The following is a 21900-nucleotide window of genomic DNA, read 5'->3' on the forward strand; positions in this document are numbered from 1 at the left end:
CGATGCAGCCTCTTTCCGACGAAGCGCCGCTGGCCCTGTTCGAATCGGTTCACAGCGAAACGGCGGTCGCCTCCGGCGACCTGACGCTCGCGGTGCGCACCTGGGGCGACCCGGCCCGCTCGCCGGTCGTGCTGGTGCACGGCTATCCCGACGACAGCAGCGTCTGGCGGCACGTCGCGCCGCTGCTTGCGCGCAAACACTACGTGATCGCGTACGACGTGCGCGGCGCGGGCCTGTCCGGCGTGCCGACGCGCACGGCCGACTACCATCTCGCGAAGCTGACCGACGATTTCGTCGCGGTGATCGACGCGCTCTGCCCCGGCCGCGCGGTGCACCTGATCGCGCACGACTGGGGGGCGATCCAGGGCTGGGAATTCGTCACCGATCCGCGCCTGGCCGGCCGCATCGCGTCATATACGTCGTGCTCGGGCCCGTGCCTCGACCACGTCGGCTTCTGGCTGCGCGAACGCGTGCTGCACCCGACGCCCGCGTCGCTGGCCAGGCTCGGCGGCCAGCTCGTGCGCTCGTGGTACGTCTACCTGTTCCACCTGCCGCTCCTCCCCGAACTCGGCTGGCGGCTGTGGCTCGGCCGCGCGTGGCCGGGCCTGCTGCGCCGGATCGAGAAAACGCCCGCCACGCCGCGCCCGACGCAGGCCGACGACGGCGCGCGCGGCGTGCGCCTCTACCGTGCGAACTTCATCCGCTGCCTGTTCGCGCCGCGCGAACGCTATGCGCATGCGCCGGTGCAGACGATCGTGCCGCTCGGCGACAAGTACGTGAGCCCCGCGCTGTCCGAGAACCTGTCGCGCTGGGTGCCGCGGTACTACCGCCGCGAAGTCGCGGCCGGCCACTGGCTGCCGCTCGCCGATCCCGCGCGCTTCGCGGATCTCGCCGGTCAATTGATCGATTCGGTCGAATCCGGCGACGAACCGCCCGCGCTCGCGAACGCGCGCCGCCGCGCGACCAGCGGGCGCTTCAGCGGCAAGGTCGCGGTCGTCACCGGCGCGGGCAGCGGCATCGGCCGCTGCGCGGCGCTGGCCTTCGCACGCGAAGGCGCGACGGTCGTCGCATGCGACATCGATCTCGCGAGCGCCGAGCGCACCGCGCTGCTCGTCGGGCTGACCGGCGCGCACGCGCATGCGAAACGCGTCGACGTCGGCTCCGCCGACGAAATGGAAGCGCTCGCGACCTGGGTCGGCAGCGAACTCGGCGGCGCGGACGTCGTGATCAACAACGCGGGCATCGGGATGGCCGGCGGCATCCTCGACACGAGCACGCGGCACTGGGAGCGCGTCCTGCACGTGAACCTGTGGGGCGTGATCCACGGCTCGCGGCTGTTCGCGCAGCAGATGGCCGCGCGCGGCGCCGGCGGGCACATCGTCAACACCGCGTCGGCCGCCGCGTTCGGGCCGTCGCGCGACCTGCCCGCGTATGCGACGACGAAGGCCGCGGTGCTGATGCTCAGCGAATGCATGCGCGCGGAACTCGCCGGGAAAGGCATCGGCGTGACGGCCGTGTGCCCCGGGTTCGCGGAAACGGGAATCATGGCGTCGACGCACTACGCGGGTGCGAGCGCCCAGGACGAAGCGCGGCTGCGCAAGCGCGCGACCAGGCTATACCAGATGCGCGGCCTGAAACCCGAAACCGTCGCGCAGGCGATGATCGACGGCGTGCTGCGCAACCGCCCCGTCGTCGCGGTCGGCGGCGAAGCGCACGCGATGCGCTTCGTCGGCCGCTTCATGCCGTGGCTGGGCCGGATGATCGCCCGCGTCAGCATGGCATCGCATTGACGGCGCACGACGCCGCACAGGGAGACGACATGAACGATACCGCCGACTACCACAAGATCAGGGCCCGACACGTGAAGTTCGACTTCAGCGACACGCCGGTCACCTGGGTGCCGAACGATCCGGGCAGCACGCACATCATCAACACGCTGAACCTGCTGTTCCCGGAGGGCGAGCTGTGGTTCTGTCGCGTCTACAACAAGGCGCTGCCGTTGATCGCCGATGCGCGACTGCGCGACGAAGCCGAAGGCTTCCTGCGCCAGGAAGCCGTGCACTCGCGCTCGCACGGCGGCGTGCTGAAGCACTACTACGACCGTCACGGCATCGACACGAAGCCGTTCACGCAAAAGCTCAACCGGTTGTTCACACGCGTGCTCGGCGAACGGCCGCTCGGGCTGAAGATCGGCCATACGCGCTTCTGGCTGCGGCAGCAACTGGCCGTGATCGCGTCGCTCGAGCATTTCTTCGGCTATCTCGGCAACTGGGTGCTCAACGCGCACGGCCTCGACGAAGGCCGTGCGGACCCGACGATGGTCGACCTGCTGCGCTGGCATGGCGCCGAGGAAGTCGAGCACCGCACCGTCGCGTTCGACATCTACCGGCACCTGGGCGGCACCTATCCGGAGCGCTGCGTGCACATGGCGTTGGTGATCCTGCTGCTGCTCCACTACATCACGACCGGCGCGAAGTTCATGTACCGGCGCGATCCGGACGCCGGCCGCTACCCGGGCTTCGTGCTCGCGTGGTGGCGGGGTTCGCGGCGCGGGCACCTGCCGTCGTTCTGGAAGGTGATCGGCGCGGCGCTGCGCTATTTCAAGCCCGGCTATACGCCGCACCACGAAGGCTCGACCGAGCAGGCGCTCGCCTACCTCGCCCGCTCGCCGGCCGCGCAGGCGGCCGCGCACGGCGGCAACTGGGGCACGACGAAAGGCGCGTGACCGGGTTGACGGCCGGTTCGGCGGGCGGCGCCCGCCGAAATGCGTACAATCGCGGCTTCAATTTCCCGGAGGTGCCGCGATGGCCATGAAGAAAACCGATCTCGAAAAGAACAAGGCGCTCAAGCTGACGCACGCGATGAAACAGTCGAGCTCCGCGCGTTTCGGCAAGGGCGCCGAAGAAGCGGCCAAGCTGGACCGCCGCGCGCAGCGCAAGCTCGACCAGGAACAGGGCCTCGTGCCGTTCGCGTGCAAGCTCAACGCGGAGCTGGTCGAACAACTGAAGGCACGCGCGGCCACGCACCCGGAAGGGATGACGGGCCTGCTGTCCGAGCTGCTCGTGAACGGTCTCGCGCAACGCGACGCGTAATTGCGACGTATCTCGAAATTTCCGTTGACAGGGCTGCGCGGCCACGACACACTCGTTCGCATGCCTATGCTCAAGCCCATCGCCATCGCGCATCAAAAACGAGTGAACGCCCATACGTGGCGATCGCCGGGGGCGCTTGTGCATTAGCATCGAGATGCAGTCATGCATGTCACGAGGCCTCGCCGGAACCGGATGAGGCCTTTTTGTTTTGTTGCGCGTCATCCCGCCCGGCTCAACGATGGAGATGACGATGGACCAAGCAAGCCGGCTGGTTGTTTGCCCCGATCGGTGCCGCACCGATACGATCTCGTTGCCGAGAGTCGAGTTGCATTTCACGGTCGCGCCGCGCAAGACGCATGCATCGTTGCCCGCGCAACCGCGGTGCGCGACGGCATCGTGAAACGCCGGCCGCACGGCAACGCACCGCGCCCTTGCGCATATCCCGAAAATAGTCGTTGACAACGCCACACGCCGACAACAAAATCGTTCGCATGCCTACGTTCAAGCTCATCGCCATCGCGATTCATTGCCCGGTGAACATTCGAAAGAATGGATCACGGGAGGCGCTTGTGCGTTAGCAATCGAGCAGTACCGCATGTCACACGAGGCCTCGCCGGAAACGGATGAGGCCTTTTTGTTCTGGTGCACGTCATCCGTCCGGCTCACTGAATGGAGAAGACGATGGACCAGGCAAGCCCGCTGTTCGACCGCCGCGACCGGCGCCCCGCCGGCACGATCGCGTTACCGACCGTCGTGATCCGTTTCGCGATCGCACCACGCACGACGATGACGTGGCGCGCGCCGCGGGATGCGGAGATCCGTGCACACGACGCGGCGCTGTGGATCACGCGCCCGCCGAGCGTCGACGATTACTGGGTGCGGCCCGGCGACGTGCTGCGCATCGCGCGCGGTGAGCGCATCTGGCTCGGCGCCGACGGCGACCGGTCGGCGCAGGCGTCGATCACGACCGCGTACGTGCGGCGCGGCGAACGCGTCAGGCGCGCGCTCGCGCAAGTGCAACGTTTGCTCGTGAAGGTGTGGAGAAGGAGCGGATGAGCGGCGCGCCGTTACACGCGCGATACGCGGAACGGCCGCGACCGGAAACGGGCGCACCCGCGGCGCAAAGCGCCGCGGGTGCGCATCGAAGAACGCGGCACGCCGATGCGTGCCGCGAGCGATCGCGCGCCATGCGCAACGAGAGGATGCTGCAGGTGCATCAGGTGCTGGCGGCGAGACGCGGGCCCGTGCTTCGTGGAGTGGAATCGAGGTCGGGGCGTTGCGCAGCCTGAGAGGTCACCCACGGATCGATGCCCTGCTTCTGCACCTCTTCGAGGAATGACACACGTGTGCGCCAGTAATCCGCCTGTAATTTCGCATCGATGACGCGCTGTTCGGCTGCGAACAGTTCCATGCGCGCCGTCACGAGCATCGACGCGGCGGTTTTTTCCGGCGTGGGGGCGTGTCGCATCGCCCAACGGCTGATCCAGTTCAACATGCTGACCTCCGTGATTACGGACGAACCCGCATCGGGCAATCGCAATCGGCCGTGCCTGACCGGCCGTGCCTAACCGGCCATGGCTGCCCGAACGCGCAACGGCCTTGACCGCCATTCACCGCCTGGCCTGCACGGACTGCGACTCCCCCGCGTCGGCAATGATCGGCCGGCGTGTGTATGAGCGGTGTATCTATCCTAGAAAGACTTGCCGGTTTACGCGATGGGGTCTTGCATTCTTTTACACAGAAACCACAGTCGCCCCCGCATCGCGAAATGACAGTTGCGGACGGGACGGCTTCGGCGCACGATAACCCGATCCCTGCCGCCGCCTGGACAGACGAATGGCCGCCGCACGCGGTTGCCGGGTCGTCTGTCCGCACCGGCGGCACACGTGCGTTCGCACGAACGCGCCGCCTGCACCGCATTCGTGCAGCATGCGGGCGCTGCGTTTCAGTCGCATGTCGTCGTGTACCGGCCGCGCGCGACGCCGCCGGCATGCCGTTGCGCACGCATCGGCCGGTTTCGCCCGCCTGCGGGGCGCCCCTTCCGTTCGTTTCCTCCGTTCCCGCCGTTTCGGCCATTTCCGCCGGCCGGTGCCGCACGAACCGGTAAAATGCGCGCCTTCGTCGCGCGGGCGGGCTGCCGGACCGTTTGCGCGCAGGCAACCGATCGTGCCCTCCAACTATATCGTCCGAGCTATCCACGCTATTACAATCCGCCGATAGCCGGACAATAGTGGCTGGTTACAGTTAGCCGGCCGCGCTGCCTGTACAACAATTCGGCACAACAATCAACACGACAACCCGACCGGAGAAACGCCTTCATGGAATCCATCAAGCGGTATTTCGGCTTCGCTGAAGCCGGCACCGATTTCCGCACCGAAATACTCGCGGGCGTCACCACGTTCCTGACGATGGCCTACATCATCTTCGTCAACCCCGCGATCCTCGGCGACGCCGGCATGCCGAAGGAATCCGTGTTCGTCGCGACCTGCCTCGTCGCGGCGCTGGCGTCGATCATCATGGGGCTGTACGCGAACTACCCGATCGCCTGCGCGCCCGGCATGGGCCTGAACGCATATTTCGCGTACACGGTCGTCAAGGGAATGGGCTTCACGTGGCAGGCCGCGCTCGGCGCGGTGTTCATCTCCGGCTGCCTGTTCCTGCTCGTCACGCTGTTCCGCGTGCGCGAGGCGATCGTCAACGGCATTCCGAAATCGCTGCGGATTTCCATTACCGCCGGCATCGGCCTGTTCCTCGGCATCATCTCGCTGAAGACGTCGGGCGTGATCGTCGGCAACCCGGCCACGCTCGTCACGCTCGGCGATCTGCACAAGCACGAGACGATCCTCGCGATCGTCGGCTTCTTCGCGATCGTCACGCTCGACCACCTGCGCGTGCGCGGCGCGATCCTGATCGGCATCATCGGCGTGACGATCCTGTCGTTCTTCTTCGCCGGCAACCAGTTCCACGGCGTGTTCTCGGCGCCGCCGTCGATCGACGCGACGCTGTTCAAGCTCGACATCGGCGCCGCGCTGTCGACCGGCATCATCAACGTGATCCTCGTGTTCTTCCTCGTCGAGCTGTTCGACGCGACGGGCACGCTGATGGGCGTCGCGAATCGCGCGGGCCTGCTCGTCGAAGGCAAGATGAACCGCCTGAACAAGGCTCTGCTCGCCGACAGCACGGCGATCGTCGCGGGCTCGGTGCTCGGCACGTCGTCGACCACCGCGTACATCGAAAGCGCATCGGGCGTGCAGGCCGGCGGCCGCACCGGCGTGACGGCCATCACCGTCGCGGTGCTGTTCCTCGCGTGCCTGTTCATCGCGCCGCTCGCCGGCGTCGTGCCGGGCTACGCAACCGCACCGGCACTGCTCTACGTGTCGTGCCTGATGCTGCGCGAGATGGTCGAGGTGCCGTGGGACGATGCGACGGAAGCCGTGCCGGCCGCGCTGACCGCGCTGCTGATGCCGTTCACGTACTCGATCGCGAACGGCGTCGCGTTCGGCTTCATCGCGTACGGCGGCCTCAAGCTGCTGACGGGCCAGGCGCGCACGGTCAAGCCGATCGTGTGGATCATCGCGGCCGTGTTCCTGTTCCGCTTCTTCTATCTCGGCAGCGAGTAAGCGCGGAACGCGCATCGGCACAATGCACGATGAAAACGCCACCTTCGGGTGGCGTTTTCGTTTTCGCACGATTGCTCTGCAATCCTCATGAATCGACGTGCACGAGCGCGCCGACGCTCGGGCGATCCCGCACGGCCCGCATACGAAAATGCCGCGCGGCCCCGCCGAACGGCATTGCGTGAAGGCAATGTCCTCGCGTGCGCCGCGCTCGAGCGCATGCGCCGCCGGACGGGCGTCGTGTCGTCAGCGCCAGTTGGCCTCGTAGAAGCGCACGTAGCCGCTGCGCAGCGTCACGCATTGCGCACGTGTTTCCGACAGCAGGCGCCGTGCGGCCGCCTCGATGCGCTCGCGGTGCTGATCGAATGCGCCGACCATGTCCTCGAAGCGCGGCGATGCGGCGCCGAAGTGGTCTTCCAGCGCCTCGGCGGTGATCTGGCACTGGACGCGCTCGCCATTGACCAGTGCCGTGAACCCCAGCATCAGGTCACGCCCCGAATACTCGGGCTTCTCGTTCGTGAAATGGATCTGCATGGGCGCTGCCTCGACCGGTAGAAAACGAATGACCGCGTCCGTCGTCCGCTACCGGCCGGACGAAATGCACGCGGGCTCGCCGGCGGAGGCCCCGGCCGCGGAGTGTGGCGCGGTCGATGCATGCCGGTTGAATTCCACTTTAGACGGTTTCGCGCGGGAGACAAAAATTTCGGTGTGCGTCGTTCCGACGCGCATTTCGTCTGATCTGCGCGGCATCCGGCACTGTTTCGCCAACGGACGTCAGTGCGGATCGGTCGGCCAGACGTTGAGCGCGATCGCGGCGGTCGTGACGCCCACCGCAATCGCGGCCGCCCCGTATCTCACCGCATCGGTCAGATCGAACAGCAACCCGTGGATCGCCACGGCAATGCCGCCCAGCATGATGAAAGTGGCGATGGCCGCCAGCACGACTCTCAGTTCCGCCCGAACCATGATGCGTCTCCCGAACGGATGCATGTCGCGTCGCATGCATGTTGCACCGCGGAACACGGCGCGCGCGTGCTCCATTTCCATCATTGCAGGCGGGCGCTTAAAAGCAAGGGGATTTTGTTGGCAGTCGCGCATCGCACGTGGCGCTTGTATGATGATGCGTACCCGGACGGACGGCTGGCGCGCCGAATGGTGCGCCGCGAGCGGAGCCGCACTGCGCCGCCGATGCCGATCCGGTGGCCCCGGCGGCCCCGGGAACAGGAGACAAACCATGCCGCAACCCTTCGTGCTGCCCGCCACCGCCGGGCGTACCGACCTGCTCGCGCAGGCGCATGCGCGTTCGACCGCGGTCGGCCTGCGCGCGCACGAACGCCCCGATTTCTCGCCGCTGTCGCGCGTCGCGCTACGCGAACTGCTCGACACGAATCACACGCTGTTCTCGCACGCGCGACCGGTGATGGAGAACCTCCACGCGCAGATCGCCGATACGCAAAGCCTCGTGCTGCTGACCGACGCCGACGGCGTGATCCTGCACAGCATCGGCGATGCGGACTTCATCGAGAAGGCAAACCGCGTCGCGCTGTGCAATGGCGTGTCGTGGGCCGAAGGCGCGCGCGGCACGAACGCGATCGGCACCGCGCTCGCGTCCGGCCAGGCCGTCGTCGTGCACGGTTCCGAACATTTCCTGCGCGCGAACCATATCCTCACCTGCGCCTGTGCGCCGATCGTCGATCCGTTCGGCCGCACGCTCGGCACGCTCGACGTGAGCGGCGACCCGCGCGGCTCCAGCCCGCATACGCTCGCGCTCGTGCGGATGTCGGCGCAACTGATCGAGAACCACCTGTTCGCGAACCAGTGCGGCGAAGCGCTGCGGCTGCGCTTTCACGCACACGAGGATTGCGTCGATTCGCTGTTCGCCGGGCTCGTCGCATTCGGCGCCGACGGCAGGCTGATCGCCGCGAACCGCAGCGCCCAGTTTCAGCTCGGCGCATCGTTCGACACCCTGCAGCACCAGGCGAGCGACGCACTGTTCAGCATGCGCTTCGGCGAGCTCGCGCGGCAGGCCGCCCGCGCGCCGGGCGCCACGTTCCGCCTCACGCTGTCGACCGGCGTGCGCGTGCTCGCACGCTGCGAATTCCCGGAAGCGCAGAAAACGACCGTCGCCGTCACGCCGCCCGCGCCGGCCGCACGCATGCGCGCACCGGACCCCGATGCGATCACGTTCGCGACGCTCGACACCGGCGACGCGCGCATGGCCGCCGTGCTCGAACGTGTCGCGAAGATCCGCGGGCGCGACCTGCCGCTGCTGATCCTCGGCCAGACCGGCACCGGCAAGGAATGGCTCGCCCGCGCGCTGCATCAGGCGTCGCCGCGCGCGGACGGCCCCTTCGTCGCGGTCAACTGCGCGGCGCTGCCCGATTCGCTGATCGAGGCCGAGCTGTTCGGCTATGAAGACGGCGCGTTCACCGGCGCGCGCAAGCGCGGCAGCCCCGGCAAGATCGCGCAGGCCGACGGCGGCACGCTGTTTCTCGACGAGATCGGCGACATGCCGCTCGCGCAGCAGGTGCGGCTGATGCGCGTGCTGCAGGAGCGCGCGGTGATGCCGCTCGGCGGCGCACGCGCGGTGCCGGTCGACGTGCGCGTGGTGTGCGCGACCCATCGCGACCTGCGCGCGATGATCGCGGAGGGCACGTTCCGCGAGGATCTGTTCTACCGGATCAACGGGCTCGCGGTCACGCTGCCGGCGCTCGCGACGCGCACCGACCTGCCCGCGCTCGTCGAACGGATCCTCGCGCGGCTCGCGCGCAGCGAGCCGATGCCGCGCCGCCTCGCGGCCGACGTGCTCGACGCGTTCGCGCGCCACCGCTGGCCCGGCAACCTGCGGCAGATGACCAACGTGCTGCGCACGGCCGGCATGCTCGCCGAAGACGAAGCGGAAATCACGCTCGCGCATTTGCCCGACGATTTCTGGCTCGACTGCGACGATGCGCCGGCTGCGCCGGCGGCAGCCGCATCGGTCCCGTCGGCGGGCAGGCGCGAAGGCACGACGCTGCAGAGCCATCAGGCCGCGATGATCGATGCGGTGCTCGCACGCCATGGCGGCAACGTATCGGCGGCCGCGCGCGAGCTCGGCCTCGCGCGCAATACCGTGTACCGGTATCTGCGGCGGCACTGACACTCGCGGCGGGCGGCCCTCGGCCGCCGGCGGGTTCGGGTATGCTTGGCGCGATGCCGCCGAACCGCCCGCTTCATTCATGACCGATCCAGATCACCCGCCCCTCGTGCGCGTCGACCCGCTCGGCGCAACCTTCGACGCGCCCGATTCGCTGACCGTGCTCGAAGCCGCCGCGTTCGCGCGCGTGTCGCTGCCGCGCTCGTGCCGCAACGGCACGTGCCGAAGCTGCCTTTGCCGGATCGTCAGCGGCAGCGTACGCTATACGATCGAATGGCCGGGGCTCTCCCGCGAGGAAAAGGCCGACGGCTATACGCTGCCGTGCGTGGCCGTCGCGACGTCGGATCTCGTGCTCGACGTGCCCGACGCGGTCATGCTCGACTAGACGCGGCGTGCGCCCGCGCACGTCGTCCTGCAACGCTCGATCCTGCATGGAGAACGTGATGGCCCAGCCAACCGATCGCATCGAAAAACAGACGCTGCTCGCCGCACCGCCCGACCGCGTCTGGGCGGCCGTCAGCGATTCCGACGAATTCGGCCAGTGGTTCGGTGTCGCGTTCGACGGCCCGTTCGAGGCCGGCCAGCCGCTGTTCGGCCGCATCACGCCGACCCGCGTCGACGACGACGTCGCCAAGGCGCAGGAGCCCTACGCTGGCACCGTGTTCGAAATCGTCGTCGATCGTATCGAGCCAAAACGACTGTTCTCGTTTCGCTGGCATCCGTTCGCGATCGATCCGAATGTCGATTACGCGTCCGAGCCGATGACGCTCGTCACGTTCACGCTCGCGGCGCAAGCCGGCGGTACGCTGCTCACGGTCACCGAAACAGGCTTCGACCAGTTGATCGAAGCGCGTCGCGCGACGGCGCGCGACATGAACGACCAGGGCTGGGCCGCGCAGATGACGCTGATCGCGAAGTATCTGGCGAAGCACGCGTAGCGCGCCGCGATGCCGCACGCGCCGACCGACTCGCGAATCGACGTGCGTGGCATAATCCGCTCCATCGTCGTCCACCCGCCGCCGCGCATCGCATGCTGAGTCGTCGTCTCCGGAAGATCGGCAGTCTGATCGGGATGCTCGCCATCCTGATGACGGCGCTCGCGCCGACGATCTCGCAGGCGCTGACCACGCAAGGGCGCGTCGACGCACTGCTGGCCGGCTACTGTTCGGCCGCGCCGGCCGCTGGTGACCGCTCCGCCGACGCGTCGACGAAAAACCTGCAGGCCCATCTCCAGGCATGCGGCTACTGCAGCCTGCTTGCCCATACGCCCGCGCTGCCCGCGCCCGAGTTGACGTTCGCGGCCCACGTGCACGCGATCGAGTATCGCGCGGCGACCCGCTTCGAAAGCCTGCGCCGCGCGCTGCCGCTCACGGCCGCGCAACCGCGCGCTCCGCCGTTCACGTCCTGATCCGTCGTCATTGCGCGTGATGCCGCAGCGCATCGCGCAGCCTGCGCACGCCGCCCGCGTGCGCGACATGTCACGTTTCGAAGGACGATCATCATGTCTCACCCTGCTGCGCGCGGCGTCGTGCCGGGCGCGTGGTTGGCCGTCTGTGGCCCGGCTGGCCGCGCCTGCATTCGCCCGCATGCGAATGTCCGGCCGCGCACGTCCGTACCGACCGCCACCGGCCGCGATGCCGCGCGCGCAGCCGTCCGTCGAATCCGTCTGTTCCATCCGATTCGTCACTCGCTCATCCACCCATGAAAACCGCCACTTTCGCTCGCGGCGCACTCGCCGCGCTCGGCTTCGTCATCATCCACGCCGCCCATGCGCATGCGCTCCCGAAAACGCAGGACCCGGCCCCCGACGCCACGCTGTCGAGCGCGCCGCACGCGGTCACGATCGATTTCGGCGAGGCGCTCGAGCCGGCGTTCAGCTCGATTGCCGTGACCGACAGCCACGGGCAATCGGTCGTCGACGGGAAGTCGGCCGTCGATGCCGGCAACCGGAAGCGGATGCGCGTCGCGCTGACGAGCCTGAAGCCCGGCACCTACACCGTCGCGTGGATCGCGGTGGCCAGCGACGGCCATCGCACGCACGGCCGCTACGCATTCACGCTGAAGTAACGCATGTCACCCACGCGATGCGCGTCGGCGCTCGATGCCGGGCGCATTCGCATCGATGCCCTCCGCATCGCACCCGACAAGGAGAACCCACGATGAAACACTCGATTCCGACCGGCCTGCTCGCGGCGCTGGCGCTGCACGCGTCCGCCACGTTCGCCGCGCCGGCCATCCAGGCCGACGCTTGCTGGATCCGCACGATGCCGGCGACGGTGCCGTCCTCCGGCTACTTCACGCTGAAGAACGACGGCGACGCGCCCGCGACGCTGACCGGTATCGACACGCCCGCATACGGGATGGCGATGGTGCATGAAACGCGGACGAGCGGCAGCACCGCGAAGATGGTTCACGTCGACTCGGTGGTCGTACCCGCGCACGGCACGCTGACGTTCAAGCCGAAGAGCTATCACGTGATGCTGGAGGAGCCGCGCCAGGCCGTCGCGCCTGGCGCGAAGGTGCCGGTCCGGCTGCATTTCGCGGACGGCTCGACCGTGTCCGTGACCTGCGACGCGAAGGCGCCGACCTACGCCGGCCAGTAACGCCGCCGGCTCACGACAGAAGGAGATGCTGATGAAAAACCGCTTGCCGCTGGCCGACCTGATCGTCCGCTACCGGACGCCGCTGAATGTCGCGGTACTGATCGCCTGTGGGTTATGGGCCGCGTGGATCGCGTGGATGACGCGGCCGGCCGCGATCGACACGCCGCCGTCGATTCCCGCGTACTGCATGCGCGACGCGCGCTGACGCGCGGCGCGGCAGGCGTAAGCCGGCGCCACCCGTCAGCGCATCCGAGCGGCCAGCGCGGCCGTGATCTCGTCGAACAACGGCCGCGCATCGACGTCCTCGTTCACGCACGCCGCCGCCAGCGCGTCGAGCGCGCCGGTGCGCGATTCGCAGCGTTCGAGCAATTCGCCGAGCAGATAGCCGAACGCGCGCACTTCGAGCCGCTCGAACCTTGCGCCGCGCGTGCGCTCGTTCACGTCGTACAGCGAAGCCGCCCCGAAATCCCCGAGCAGCGCGCCGCCCGAGCCGTCGTGCAGGATATTGTGCGCATACAAGTCGCCATGCATGATGCCGCGCGCGTGCAGATGGCCGGCCGCCGACGCGATGCCGTGCGCGATCCGCAACGCTTGCGCCGGATCGAATGTCGCATCGGCGGCATAGACGTCGCGCGTGCACGACGCGAAGCTCGGCGGCCCGGCGAGGTTCGTCAGCGCAGGATCGACCCGCTCCATCACGAGGCCGTGCGTGCCGTCCGGATGCCCGCGCACCTTGCCGATCACCGGGATCAGGCTCGGGTGGCGGCCGGCATGCAGGCACGCGGCCATTTCGCAATCGGGCAGGCCGTCGCTCGTCACCGCACCCTTGAACAGCTTCACCGCGACCGTCCGTGGCGGATGGCCGTCCGCACGCCATTGCGCGCGATAAATGACACCCGACGCGCCCTCGCCCAGTTTCTGTTCGCACGACAGCGCGGCCCAGTCGATCTCCGCGACGTCCGGCCCGGCGGACGCCGCGGCCTCCGGCGCCGCGCCGAACGGATTGCCGGCCACCGCAAGCCATGCGAGACGCGGCAGGCGCGGCAGCCAGTCGGGCAACGCATCGAGCCGGTTCGCCGACAGGCGCACCAGTTCCAGCGCGCGGCAGGCGGCCATTTCCACGGGTAGCGCACGCAACTGGTTGCCGGCCAGCATGAGCTTCTGCAAGCGCGCACAGTCGCCGATATCGGCCGGCAGTTCGTCGATCGCGTTGTCGGTCAGGATCAGCCAGCGCAGCGCACGCGGCAGCGCGCCGCGCGGCACGGTGCGGATCCGGTTCGCCTTGAAGCCGATCATGTCGAGCCGATCGCACGCGCCGAGCACGTCGGGGAACGCGGTAAAGCGGTTGCCCGACGCGAACAGGATGCGCAGCCGATGCAGCCGCGGCAGGTCGTCCGGCAGCGCGGACAGCGCATTGCCGGTCAGGTCGAGCACTTCGAGCGTATCGGCCAGATCGAAGATCTCGCGCGGAAATTCGGTCAGTCCGCACGCGAGCTTCAGTTGCCGCGCGCCCGACAGTTGTCCGGCCTGCAGTTGTTCGAGGGTGTGGGTCACGGGGAGAAAACGGGTGGCGGTTGCGACGATCGTCGGGTCGATCGGACGAATTCTACCGGGATCGATCGGGCGCCCGTACACGACCTTGTCATACCCCCTTCACAAACGCGCGATGTGACGTTAGAATTGCGCCCCTTGCAGTGCCGACGTGGTGAAATTGGTAGACACGCTATCTTGAGGGGGTAGTGGCGAAAGCTGTGCGAGTTCGAGTCTCGCCGTCGGCACCAGATGCGTTTTCCTCGCATTCCCGCATTTCCGAAACCCGCGACAGCACACGGCTTCGCGGGTTTTTTGTTGCCCGCTACGCGAGCAGCAGAAAATTCCGCACCACCGCGGAGGGCTCGTCGCAGCGCGACGCAATGGCGAGCCGCGCGCGAAACCGGTTGCCCGCGAACGGCCGGTATACGACCCCGGGCACCTGCACCTGCGTAATCGCCTTCGGCACGACCGACACGCCGAGGCCAGCCGCCACCAGCGTCACCGCGGACGCGATCTGCGGCGCCGGTTGCCCCATGCGCGGCTCGAAGCCGGCCGCCTTGCACGCGGCGACGATGTCGTCGAACAGCGCGGCGCCGGCCGCGCGCGGCACCTGCACGAACGACTCGTCGGCGAGTTCCGCCAGTTCGATGCGCCGGCGCTGCGCCAGCCGGTGCGCGACGGGCAGCGCGACGAACATCGGCTCCTCGTCCCAATCGGATACCCGCAGCGTCGCGGCGACGCGGCGCTCCGGCCGCACGATCGCGACGTCGAGGCGCCCGGCCTCCAGCGCCTCCAGCAGCACACCGGACGTCGCTTCCTGCAACGTCAGCTCCGCATCCGGAAACGCCTCGCGAAAGCGGCGAAGCAGATCCGACACTTTCGGATTGAACGCGGCCGTCCCGGTGAAGCCGACGCGCAGATGGCCGGTTTCCCCACGCGCGGCGCGCCGGGCCGCCCGTGCCGCGCGCTCGGCATCGTCGAGCACGCGCCGCGCCTCTTCCGCGAAAACTTCGCCCGCCAGCGTCAGCTCGGCGCCGCGCGCGGTGCGTTTGAACAGTTCCACGCCGAGCTCGTTCTCGAGCGCCTTGATCTGCTGGCTCAACGGCGGCTGGCCGATGCCGAGCGCTTCGGCGGCCTTCGTGAAATTCGACGCGGCCGCGACGGCCAGAAAGTAGCGCAGATGCCGGAGTTCCATGCGTGACGTGACCTCGCGATGAGTCGGGCTGGCCGGTCAGCCAGTGTTAAAACATATTGCTGCGGTTCATTTCATATATTGGACATATACATGACCGTGCGCAAGAATTCGTGTATTCCGTCGCACATCGAGTGCCCTCATGTCCTCCGCTTCGATTTCCCGCTCCATGCCCGGCACGCAGAACACCACGCCCGATGCGCTGCCGGCCGGCGTGTCCCCGCGCTCGGCCGCGTACAAGCGCATCGCGTTCGCGCTGTTCCTCGCCGGCTTTGCCACCTTCTCGCTGCTGTACTGCGTGCAGCCGCTGCTTCCCGCCTTTGCACGCGAGTTCAACGTCGGCGCGGCGTCGAGTTCGCTGTCGCTATCGCTGTCGACCGGAATGCTCGCGGTGTCGATCCTGTGCGCGGGCGCGCTGTCCGAACGGGTCGGGCGGCGCGGGCTGATGTTCGCGTCGATGACGCTGGCCGCGCTGTTCAACCTGCTCGCCGCGTGGTCGCCGAGCTGGCACCTGCTGCTGCTCTGTCGTGCGCTCGAAGGCTTCGCGCTCGGCGGCGTGCCGGCGGTGGCGATGGCCTATCTCGCGGAAGAAATCGCCGCCGACGGGCTCGGCCTGTCGATGGGGCTCTATGTCGGCGGCACCGCGTTCGGCGGCATGATCGGACGGATCGGGATGAGCGCGCTCGAGGAGCACTTCTCGTGGCGCACGGCGATGCTGTCGATCGGCGTCGTCGATCTGCTCGCGGCGCTCGCATTCGTGATGCTGCTGCCGGCGTCGCGACGCTTCGTGAAGCGCACCGACCTGACGCTGCGTCACCACCTGCGGCTGTGGCACGCGCAATTACGCCACGCACGCCTGCCGTTCGTGTTCTCGATCGGCTTCCTCGTGATGGGCGCGTTCGTGACGATCTACAACTACGCCGGATTCCGGCTCATGGCCGCGCCGTTCAACCTGAGCCCGACCGCGTGCGGGCTGATCTTCGGCGCGTACCTGTTCGGCATGGTGTCGTCATCGAGCGCCGGCGCGCTCGCCGATCGCCTCGGGCGCGCGCCGGTGCTGGCGAGCGGCATCGTCGTGTTCGCGGCGGGCCTCGCGCTGACGCTGTCGCATTCGCTCGTCGCGATCGTCGTCGGCATCGTGCTCGTGACGATCGGCTTCTTCGTCGCCCATTCGGTGGCGAGCGGCTGGGTCGGCGCGCTCGCGGGCGCCGCGAAGGGGCATGCGGCTTCGCTGTATCTGCTCGCCTACTATGTCGGGTCGAGCGTGCTCGGCTCGGTCGGCGGCGCGTTCTGGCAACACGGCGCGTGGGCGGGTGTCGCCGCGTATGTCGCGGTGCTGCTCGTCATCGCATTGCTGGCGGCGCGGCGCTTGAGCCGCGCTTGAGCCACACGCGATGTGGCGCGCTACGGCACGGTGCGCCCCCGCACCGTGCACCGTGCACCGGCCGCGCAGCCGTCACGACACCAGCGCATCGTCCCCCTTCATCGCATACGCGGCCTCGCGCCGCCGCAGCTTCATCGCGATCAGCGCCGCCAGCACCGCCAGCGCGACGCCGGTGAGAAACCCGCCCGTATAACCGACCTTCGCGGTCAGCGACAGGATCGTCGACGACGCGATCAGCTCGCCGAGATCGCGCGTGCTCTGCACGGCCGTCACGTCGGTGCCTGCCTGATCGCTGCCGCCCGCGAAGCGCATGCCGGCCGTCATGATCGACACGGACGTGATGCCCGTCGCCAGCGAGCCGAGCACCGTGCAGAGCCATGCCCACGATGGCGACACCGGCAGCCACCCGCTCGCCTGCGCGAACCACAGCAGCGCCGCCGCGCCCGCGCAGCTCACGCCGACCGTAAACGCGCGCCACAGGCCGAGCGCCCTGACGAGCCACGCGCCGCCGCCGCACCCGAGCACGACCGTCACGACACCGCCGGCCATCCCGAGTTTGCCGATCGCGTCGAGCGACCAGCCCGCGTCGTTGAGGAACAGCTTCGACAGGCCGAAGCCCGATACGGCCGTCATCGCCGACAGCAGCGCGAGCGACAGCAGCGACCACGAGCGCGGCCGCTTCGCGAAGCGCACGAGGCTCGCCGCGCGTTCGGACCGGGCGCGGGCACGATCCGCGTCGCGCGGCAAGAGCCACAGCACGCAGACGAGGCTCGCGAGCGGGACGGCCGCCAGCGCGAGAAACGCGGTTGACTGGCCGAACAGGCCGATCAGCGTCAACGTGCCCGCGCCGCCGCCGAAGAAGCCGATCATCACGCCCGCGATCTGGATCGCGTTGATCCTCGCGAGCGCGTCGCCGCTGAAATGCTCGGCGGCCATGCCGTCGTTCGCGATGTCCTGCGTCGCGCTCGCGAGCGACGCGACGGCCAGCAGCCCGACCGCCCAGCCCGCCGTCGCGACCGTCATCCCGATCTGCGCGAGGCTGACGAGACACAGCACGACGATCGTCTGCATCGGCAGCATCCAGCTGCGCCGGCGGCCGATGCGGGGCGACCAGCGGTTGTCGACGACCGGCGCCCACAGGAATTTCACGACCCACGGCAGGCCGACGAGCGGCAGAAACGCGAGTGCGTGAAGCGGCGCGCCGTCGTGGCGCAGCAGCGTCGGCATCGCGTCCATCGCGATGCCGATCGGGATGCCCTGTGACAGGTACAGCAGCGTGATCGTGATGACCAGGCGGCGATGTTCGAGCAGATCGCGCATCGGAGTCTCCAGTTGCATGAGGTTAAAAAGGTTCGGCGCCGGCCGGCATGCGCGCCGGCTGCATCGCGTCGCGCCGCGGACGGCGCGCCGCCCGCAGCAGCAACGCGCCGAATGCGACGAGCGCCAGGTCGATCGGCCAGTACACGGGTTGGCCCGCGCCCAGCAGCGCGAGCGCGCAATGGGTCGCGCCGGCGAGCGCGTAGGCGGCGCCGGCCGCACGCATCAGCACACGCAGCCATGCCGCGCGATCGGCGACACACGCGGCGAGCGCAATCGCGCCGCCCCACACGGCCCAGAACAGCAGCGCGAGCGCATGATCGACGTGCACGCCGTCGGGCAACGCACGGCCAGCGAACAGCAGCGCGCCGCCCGCGAGCACGAGCCCGCCGCACACACCGACCGCGGCGGCAGCCAGCACGTGCGCCGAGCGATCGCGCTGCGCGCGCCGCCGCTCGATCCACAGATGCAGCCCCGTCGCGCACAGCGCACACGCGGCGAGCCCCATCAGGAAATGCAGCACGCGCAGCACTCCACCGGCCGCACCGACCCAGCCGTATTGCGCGAAATGCAGCGGCTGCACCGCGATGAACGCGCGCAGCCAGAAGCCGCGGCCGCGCGACGTCGCATCGGCGAGCCATTGCCCGTCCGTCGCGCGGTACAGGTGGCGCTCGAACACGGCCGTGCTCGGCAGGCCCGCGCGCGTGCCGGCGATCTCGACGCGCGCATTCACATCGCCCCAGCGATGCAACGCAACGGCTTCGGGCCGGAAATCCGGCCGGCGCGCCGCGTCGCGCCGCAACAGCGCATCGAGATCGGGCGCATGCCGCCACGGGCCGCCGGCCTCGACGGGCGGCGGGCCGCCGAGCAGTTCCGCGAACGCACGCTGCGGCTGCCCCGGATACGCGATGCCCGCGAGCGACACCGTGCCGAGCGCGCCGAGCCCCGACAACGCGCCGGTGAACGCGAACAGCACGAGCCACGGCATTCCCCACAGGCCGATCCACGCGTGCAGGTCGAACAGCGCGACGCGCAAGCCGTTGCCGCGCCGGATGCGCGCCGCGTCGGGCCAGCGCTTGCGATGCACGACGACGCCCGCGACGATGAGCACGAGCAGCACGATGCCCCACAGGCTGACGAAGATGCGCCCGGGGAAACCGGCGAACAACGTCTTGTGCAGCGTGACGATCACGGTCGCCCGCCCCGTATCGGGCAGCGGCGCGCCGGTCGCCGGATCGAGCGCGAGCGTGCATGTCTGGCGCGCGTCGCAGAAACGGATGGCCGGATCATCCGGCCGCGGCAGCACGATGCGCGCGTCGCGCAACGCCACGCCGAGCGCCGCCGCGCGCGCGACGAGCGCATCGAGCGGCAGCGTCGGCCGTGCGACGGCGACCGATGGCGGCCGCCACCAGCCCTGCATCGAATCGAACGCGAGACTCCAGGTGCCGCTGAACAGCACGACGAACAGCACCACGCCGAACAGCGCGCCGGCGCCGCGATGCAGCGCGCGCCAGCGCGAACGCGACGACGCGTCCATGTCAGCGCCCTCCCCAGATCACCGCGCACGGCACGAGCACCGCGAGCCACGCACCCGCACGCCACGCGGCCTGCCGCCAGCCGGGAGCGACGAGCACCCACAGCAGCGCGGCGACGCTCGCCACGAACGTCATCAACACGGCCGCATAGAGCCGGTTCAGGCCGTCGCCGGGGTAATGACGGGCCAGCGTCACCGCGAGCGCGGCCGCACCCGGCAGCACGCCGCCGATCGCGATCGCCGCCCGCGCGCCCCAGCCGGACGCCATCAGAATTGGCCGCGCACGGTCAGCATCACGTTGCGCGGCTCCCCGTAACGGTTGTTCCAGCCCGGCTGGCTCAGGCTCAGGTAGTAGTTCCGGTCGAACAGGTTGTTGACGTTGAGCGCGGCGCTCCAGTGCTTGTCGTAGCGGTAGCCGAGCCGCACGCTCGCGAGCGCGTAGCCGCCCTGGCGCATCGTGACGCCGTTCGCCTGCGCCGAATAACTGCTCTGCACCTGCACGCCGCCGCCGATGCTCCAGCGCCGCTCCTGCCAAGGCAGGTCGTAGTTGGTCCACAGCCGGAACAGGTGGCGCGGGTTCAGCAGCGGCGCGAACGTGCCCGCGTTCGCGAAGTTGTCCGCATAGCGCATCGTGTCGTACGTGTAGCTCGCCCATACGCTCCACCACGGCGTGATGCGGCCGTTCGCCTCGAATTCGAAGCCCTGGCTGCGCACGCTGCCGCCGTTCACGTAATAGCAGCTCGGCCCCGCGCACGGATGCGCGAGATCGACCTGCGGGTTGTTGTCCAGATCGATGCGGAACGCCGCGAGCGACACGTCGAGCTTGCCGCCCGCCAGTTCGCCCTTCACGCCGGTTTCATAGGTGCGCCCCTTCACCGGCGTCAGGATGCCGCCGCCCCACATCGACTTGGTCTGCGGCTGAAACACCTCCGCATAGCTCGCGTACCACGACCAGTCGCGCGCGAAATCCCAGATCAGCCCGCCGTACGGCGTGAACTGGTGGCCGGTGTTGTAGTGCGCGCCGAGACTGTCCTGGTTCCACCAGCTCATCCGGCCGCCGAGCACGAGCGTCACCGGTTCCGCGAGCTTGATGCGGCCGAGCCCGTAGACGCCCTTCTGCGAAATGTCGTTCTGCTGCGACTGCTGGTACGGCCCGATGCCGGGCTCGGGCACGCTGCTCGGGTTCCAGCGGTACACGTTCACCGGCGTGCCGGCCACGTTGCCGAGCAGCGGCGCCGTCATCTGCCCGCTGCTGCTGTTCGCATACGTGATGCCGAACAGCAGGTCGTGCGTGAGCCCGAACGCATGCACGGGGCCCTGCACGTTCGCATCGACGCTGCGGCTGTAGCTGCTGAACTGGTACGCGCTGCCCGTCAGCCGGCCGCCGGCGCCCGTCGCCGGATCGATCGCGCCGAACGAACCCGCGTACTTCAGGTCGGAGCGCACGCTCTGGTATTCGCCGCTGACCTTCGCCTTCCAGCCGGCGCCGAGCTTCTGTTCGACCGACGCGAACGCGCGCGTCGTGTCCCAGTTGAAGCGGCCCCACGCGGTGTCGAGGAACGTCGAGCGCGACAGGCCGAGGCTCGACCCGTCGCGCGCCATCGGCACGCCGGACATGTCGGGCACCGACGACGTCGTCTGGTACTGCGCGCCGAACGTGAGCAGCGTGTCGCGCGTCACGTCGACTTCGGTGACGCCGTAGATCGAACGCGTGTCCTGCTTCGCATGGTCGTAGAAGAAGTGGCGATCCTCGTACGCGGCGACGAGCCGGCTGCGCACGGTGCCGGCCGCATTGAGCGGGCCGCCGATGTCCGCTTCCGCGCGATAGCGGTCCCAACTGCCGACGCTCGCGGTCGCATGCGCGGAGAACTGGTATTGCGGACGCTTGCGCACGAGGTTGACGGTCGCGGCCGGATTGCCCGAGCCGTGCAGCAGCCCGTTCGCGCCGCGCAGGATTTCCACGCGCTCGTACACCGAGATGTCCTGCGGCGCGCTCGCCATGTCGCCGATCACGACCGGCACGCCGTCGAATTCGAACGAATCGACCTTGAAGCCGCGCACGAAGTATGCAGTGGTGAGCAGCACGTAAGGCTGAACGGTCACGCCGGCCGACTGCTGCATCACCTCGTCGAGCGAGAACAGGTTCTGCTGGTCGATCCGCTCGCGCGTCGTCACGCTGACCGACTGCGGAATCTCGCGCAGCGCAAGCGGCATCTTGCCGACCGTCGCCACCGACGGATCGTCGGCCACGCCCCGCGATGCGTTTACCGCAATCGCCTTCAGCTCGCCTGCGGCAGGCTGCGCGGCGCCCGCCTCTTCCTTGCGGACTTCCGCGCCGCCCGCCGGCGCCGCATCGGCGAACGCGGCCGCCGGGTGCGCGGCGATCAGCAGGCCGAGATACAGCGACGGGCGCCAGCGCCCGAAACGGGCGACGCGCGCGCCCTTCATCATCGATCTCCCAGGTTCCCGTACCTCGTACCGCATTCACGCCC

General features: G+C 68.9%; 22 protein-coding genes and 1 tRNA gene. 14 read left to right on the forward strand and 9 right to left on the reverse strand.

The window, feature by feature from the left end; translation table 11 throughout:
* Positions 1–2: 2 nt before the first annotated feature.
* The 4 genes from QZM15_RS11780 to QZM15_RS11795 all read left to right on the forward strand — a co-directional run bounded on the left by QZM15_RS11780 (position 3) and on the right by QZM15_RS11795 (position 4148).
* Positions 3–1790: an SDR family oxidoreductase gene (locus QZM15_RS11780; protein ID WP_302106436.1), complete on the forward strand. Its 1788-nt coding sequence runs from the start codon at positions 3–5 to the stop codon at positions 1788–1790.
* Between the two features lie 29 nt (positions 1791–1819).
* Positions 1820–2725, forward strand: a complete 906-nt coding sequence (locus tag QZM15_RS11785; RefSeq protein WP_060310579.1) for a metal-dependent hydrolase — start codon at positions 1820–1822, stop codon at positions 2723–2725.
* Positions 2726–2804: 79 nt separating this feature from the next.
* Complete coding sequence (locus QZM15_RS11790) at positions 2805–3092, forward strand: hypothetical protein (protein WP_059525440.1); 288 nt, start codon at positions 2805–2807, stop codon at positions 3090–3092.
* Positions 3093–3773: 681 nt separating this feature from the next.
* A complete protein-coding gene (locus QZM15_RS11795) occupies positions 3774–4148 on the forward strand; it encodes a DUF2917 domain-containing protein (protein WP_226232757.1) in 375 nt (124 codons plus the stop codon).
* A gap of 160 nt (positions 4149–4308) precedes the next feature.
* Here the strand turns inward: QZM15_RS11795 and QZM15_RS11800 are convergent, their stop codons facing one another.
* Positions 4309–4587, reverse strand: coding sequence for a hypothetical protein (locus QZM15_RS11800; protein WP_006480752.1), 279 nt, complete (start codon positions 4585–4587; stop codon positions 4309–4311).
* Positions 4588–5410: 823 nt separating this feature from the next.
* Here QZM15_RS11800 and QZM15_RS11805 point away from each other — a divergent pair.
* Complete coding sequence (locus tag QZM15_RS11805; protein ID WP_059584507.1) at positions 5411–6712, forward strand: NCS2 family permease; 1302 nt, start codon at positions 5411–5413, stop codon at positions 6710–6712.
* 243 nt (positions 6713–6955) lie between these two features.
* Here the strand turns inward: QZM15_RS11805 and QZM15_RS11810 are convergent, their stop codons facing one another.
* Positions 6956–7243: a DUF1488 domain-containing protein gene (locus QZM15_RS11810; RefSeq protein WP_006486743.1), complete on the reverse strand. Its 288-nt coding sequence runs from the start codon at positions 7241–7243 to the stop codon at positions 6956–6958.
* 240 nt (positions 7244–7483) lie between these two features.
* A complete protein-coding gene (locus QZM15_RS11815; RefSeq protein WP_226291178.1) occupies positions 7484–7759 on the reverse strand; it encodes a DUF2964 family protein in 276 nt (91 codons plus the stop codon).
* Between the two features lie 184 nt (positions 7760–7943).
* Between QZM15_RS11815 and QZM15_RS11820 the strand changes: the two genes are divergently transcribed.
* From QZM15_RS11820 to QZM15_RS11850, 7 genes are all read left to right on the forward strand, one after another.
* Positions 7944–9848: a sigma-54-dependent Fis family transcriptional regulator gene (locus QZM15_RS11820; protein ID WP_302106437.1), complete on the forward strand. Its 1905-nt coding sequence runs from the start codon at positions 7944–7946 to the stop codon at positions 9846–9848.
* Between the two features lie 79 nt (positions 9849–9927).
* Complete coding sequence (locus QZM15_RS11825) at positions 9928–10230, forward strand: 2Fe-2S iron-sulfur cluster-binding protein (protein WP_059584503.1); 303 nt, start codon at positions 9928–9930, stop codon at positions 10228–10230.
* 58 nt (positions 10231–10288) lie between these two features.
* The gene (locus QZM15_RS11830; RefSeq protein ID WP_059585090.1) at positions 10289–10783 is read left to right on the forward strand and encodes an SRPBCC family protein; all 495 of its coding nucleotides are present in this window, start codon (positions 10289–10291) and stop codon (positions 10781–10783) included.
* 92 nt (positions 10784–10875) lie between these two features.
* Positions 10876–11253 carry a DUF2946 domain-containing protein gene (locus tag QZM15_RS11835; RefSeq protein ID WP_302106438.1) on the forward strand — a complete coding sequence of 126 codons (378 nt, stop codon included), beginning with the start codon at positions 10876–10878 and terminating at the stop codon, positions 11251–11253.
* Between the two features lie 293 nt (positions 11254–11546).
* On the forward strand, positions 11547–11912 hold the full coding sequence (locus QZM15_RS11840) for a copper resistance protein CopC (protein ID WP_226221094.1): 366 nt from the start codon (positions 11547–11549) through the stop codon (positions 11910–11912).
* 92 nt (positions 11913–12004) lie between these two features.
* A complete protein-coding gene (locus QZM15_RS11845; protein WP_059584498.1) occupies positions 12005–12448 on the forward strand; it encodes a copper chaperone PCu(A)C in 444 nt (147 codons plus the stop codon).
* A gap of 31 nt (positions 12449–12479) precedes the next feature.
* Positions 12480–12653: a hypothetical protein gene (locus QZM15_RS11850; RefSeq protein WP_165948044.1), complete on the forward strand. Its 174-nt coding sequence runs from the start codon at positions 12480–12482 to the stop codon at positions 12651–12653.
* Between the two features lie 35 nt (positions 12654–12688).
* Here the strand turns inward: QZM15_RS11850 and QZM15_RS11855 are convergent, their stop codons facing one another.
* Positions 12689–14002, reverse strand: coding sequence for a leucine-rich repeat-containing protein kinase family protein (locus QZM15_RS11855; protein WP_302106439.1), 1314 nt, complete (start codon positions 14000–14002; stop codon positions 12689–12691).
* Between the two features lie 142 nt (positions 14003–14144).
* On the opposite strand from QZM15_RS11855, the gene QZM15_RS11860 reads away from it, so the two are divergent.
* A tRNA-Leu gene (locus QZM15_RS11860) sits at positions 14145–14229 on the forward strand.
* Positions 14230–14303: 74 nt separating this feature from the next.
* Here the strand turns inward: QZM15_RS11860 and QZM15_RS11865 are convergent.
* Positions 14304–15176 (reverse strand): LysR family transcriptional regulator, encoded by an 873-nt coding sequence (locus tag QZM15_RS11865; RefSeq protein ID WP_302106440.1) that lies wholly within the window; start codon positions 15174–15176, stop codon positions 14304–14306.
* 139 nt (positions 15177–15315) lie between these two features.
* On the opposite strand from QZM15_RS11865, the gene QZM15_RS11870 reads away from it, so the two are divergent.
* Positions 15316–16557, forward strand: coding sequence for an MFS transporter (locus QZM15_RS11870; RefSeq protein WP_104012577.1), 1242 nt, complete (start codon positions 15316–15318; stop codon positions 16555–16557).
* Between the two features lie 72 nt (positions 16558–16629).
* On the opposite strand, the gene QZM15_RS11875 is transcribed toward QZM15_RS11870, so the two are convergent.
* From QZM15_RS11875 to QZM15_RS11890, 4 genes are read right to left on the reverse strand one after another with little or no spacing between them, the layout of a single operon-like run.
* On the reverse strand, positions 16630–17877 hold the full coding sequence (locus QZM15_RS11875; protein WP_226221102.1) for a RhtX/FptX family siderophore transporter: 1248 nt from the start codon (positions 17875–17877) through the stop codon (positions 16630–16632).
* Positions 17878–17899: 22 nt separating this feature from the next.
* The gene (locus QZM15_RS11880; protein WP_302106441.1) at positions 17900–19411 is read right to left on the reverse strand and encodes a PepSY domain-containing protein; all 1512 of its coding nucleotides are present in this window, start codon (positions 19409–19411) and stop codon (positions 17900–17902) included.
* A gap of 1 nt (position 19412) precedes the next feature.
* Positions 19413–19676: a hypothetical protein gene (locus tag QZM15_RS11885; RefSeq protein ID WP_059584486.1), complete on the reverse strand. Its 264-nt coding sequence runs from the start codon at positions 19674–19676 to the stop codon at positions 19413–19415.
* Positions 19676–21892 carry a TonB-dependent siderophore receptor gene (locus QZM15_RS11890; protein WP_302106442.1) on the reverse strand — a complete coding sequence of 739 codons (2217 nt, stop codon included), beginning with the start codon at positions 21890–21892 and terminating at the stop codon, positions 19676–19678. Before QZM15_RS11890 ends, QZM15_RS11885 begins: the two co-directional genes overlap by 1 nt.
* Positions 21893–21900 lie beyond the last annotated feature (8 nt).

The sequence above is a fragment of the Burkholderia sp. AU44665 genome, assembly GCF_030504405.1.
GTDB classification, from domain to species: Bacteria; Pseudomonadota; Gammaproteobacteria; order Burkholderiales; family Burkholderiaceae; genus Burkholderia; species Burkholderia semiarida.